A 2100-nucleotide genomic window follows, 5' to 3' on the forward strand; every position below is an offset into this window, starting at 1 on the left:
CGCGTCCGCGGCGGGCGCCGAGCGCCCCTACCGCTACCTCGGCGCCGCGGCCGACCCGGGCCAGCCCGAGGTCGGCGACCTCGGAGTGCCGCCGCCTGTCCCCCGCTGACCCGTCGTGACGCCCTGCGGCCCGAGCTGGACGAGCAGGACCGCAGGACGTCAGGGGCCAGGCCTCAGCGCAGAGGGGTGGCGTCCCGGTTCGCGATGTACCCGGGGCGGTGGTCGGCGGCGCCGAAGGGCTCCTCGAGGGCGTTCTCGACGCTGTTGAACACGAAGAAGATGTTCGAGCGCGGGAACGGGGTGATGTTGTTGCCCGAGCCGTGCATGATGTTGGCGTCGAACCAGAGGGCCGAGCCTGCCGGGCCGGTGAACTGGTCGATGCCCAGGCCGTGGGCCATCTCGGTGATGGCGGCCTCGGAGGGCACACCGGCCTTCTGCTCCTTGAGGGAGGAGCGGTAGTTGTCCTCGGGGGTCTCACCGAGGCTGGGTACGAAGGTCCGGTGCGAACCGGGCATGACCATGAGCCCGCCGTTGAACGGGTAGTTGTCGGTCAGCGCGATCGAGCAGCTCACGGCGCGCGGGATCGGCATGCCGTCCTCGGCGTGCCAGGTCTCGAAGTCCGAGTGCCAGTAGAAGCCTGAACCGGCGAAGCCGGGCATGTAGTTGACCCGCGTCTGGTGCAGGTAGACCTCCGAGCCGAGCAGCTGTCGCGCGCGCTCGAGGATCCGCGGGTCGCGGGAGAGGGCGTCGATCGCGGGGCTGAGGTCCTGGACCTCGAAGATCGACCGCACCTCCCCCGAGGTCTTCTCGGTGATGACCCGCTCGTCAGCCTTGAGGGCGGGCGTGGTGGTCAGGCGGGTCAGCTCCTGGCGGTAGGCCAGCACCTCGTCGCCGGTGATCATGTCCTCGAGGATCGTGAAGCCACGCTCCTCGTGGGCAGCCAGCGCGCCGGCGTCGAAGGGGCCGTCCTGCGCGCGCCCCCACACCGTGCGGTGCTCCCGGGTGAGGGTGCCACCTGGCGCGGTGAGGCGCGTGGGGTAGAGGTCCTGGCGGGCGTCCTGGGTCGTGGTCATGCGATCTCCTCGTGCAGCGTCGTTCCGGATCCGGGGTCGGGACGCTGAGGTGGAGGTCGAGCACGGGCCCAGCACTGGGCAGAGACGGGGTACGGCATACGAGCGACGAGCGGCGCGGCTGTCTGGGCACCTCCCGGAAGGCACATCGGTGGGTCGCGTGCTGGCCACGCTACCGATCTGTGCGCTGTTGTCCACCTCGACGGCGCTGGGCACACTGGCCTCATGATCCGACGGCGAGTGCTCGTCCGGGGGCGCGTGCAGGGGGTGGGGTACCGCTGGGCCTGCGAGGCAGAGGCCACGCGGCGCGGGGTCGCGGGCTGGGTGCGCAACCGGGCCGACGGCGCGGTCGAGGCGGTGCTCGAGGGGCCCGAGGCCGAGGTCGAGGAGGTGCTGGCCTGGGCCCGGCGCGGGCCGGGTCAGGCTCGGGTCGAGGAGGTCGTGGTCGAGGACGGCGAGCCCGAGGGGCTCGTCGACTTCCGCATCACGGGGTGAGGAGGGCCGGTCTGCCTCAGTCCCAGAAGGGCGGCAGCTCGTCGTCCATCTCGTCGACGGGGATGTGGTCCAGGGTGGGTGCGCTCATGCCTACTGTCTTCGGCAGGTCGGCCCCCTGACTTCAGGGACCTTTGGCGCAGAGGATGTGAACAGTCTGTTACGACGTCTCCGGCACGACCCCTCACGCCGCGTCGAGGCTCAGGCCTCGTAGACCTGTCCGTCCTCGAGCCTCAGGTCGATCGTGGCCAGCGGCTCGGTCGCCGGTCCCTCGAGGTTCTCCCCCGTCGCCGGGTCGAAGACCGACTGGTGGCACGGGCACACCAGCTCCTCGCCCGCGGGTGCCACGGTGCACCCCTGGTGGGTGCAGATCCCGGTGAGTCCCACCACGGCGTCCTGCCCGGTCCGGCTCACCACCACCGGACCGCCGGTCGCCCCGGTGACGACCACGGCCCCGCCGATCGGGACGGCGGCGAGGGCCACGAGGGCCCCTGGCACGGTCGGGGCGTCGGGATCCGGGGCGACGAGCTCGGGCCCG

3 protein-coding genes are annotated in these 2100 nt (G+C 71.9%); 1 reads left to right on the forward strand and 2 read right to left on the reverse strand.

Features of this window, described 5'->3' with window-relative positions:
- Window positions 1–173 precede the first annotated feature (173 nt).
- Entirely contained in the window at window positions 174–1073 is a 900-nt protein-coding gene (gene thpD, locus L0B03_RS17005) for an ectoine hydroxylase (RefSeq protein WP_250448073.1), read from the reverse strand.
- Between the two features lie 222 nt (window positions 1074–1295).
- Here thpD and L0B03_RS17010 point away from each other — a divergent pair, with 222 nt between their 5' ends.
- Complete coding sequence (locus L0B03_RS17010; RefSeq protein WP_250448075.1) at window positions 1296–1565, forward strand: acylphosphatase; 270 nt, start codon at window positions 1296–1298, stop codon at window positions 1563–1565.
- Between the two features lie 198 nt (window positions 1566–1763).
- On the opposite strand, the gene L0B03_RS17015 is transcribed toward L0B03_RS17010, so the two are convergent.
- Window positions 1764–2100: ubiquinol-cytochrome c reductase iron-sulfur subunit (locus L0B03_RS17015; RefSeq protein ID WP_250448077.1), on the reverse strand; the 337-nt coding region annotated here is incomplete at its 5' end.

The organism is Actinotalea sp. C106 (assembly GCF_023630195.1).
In the GTDB taxonomy this organism is placed as follows: domain Bacteria; phylum Actinomycetota; class Actinomycetes; order Actinomycetales; family Cellulomonadaceae; genus Actinotalea.

Bases quoted from the DNA above. Each gene is read 5' to 3' on its own strand.
- thpD (WP_250448073.1), bottom strand. From the start codon at position 1,073: ATGACCACGACCCAGGACGCCCGCCAGGACCTCTACCCCACGCGCCTC.
- L0B03_RS17010 (WP_250448075.1), top strand. From the start codon at position 1,296: ATGATCCGACGGCGAGTGCTCGTCCGGGGGCGCGTGCAGGGGGTGGGG.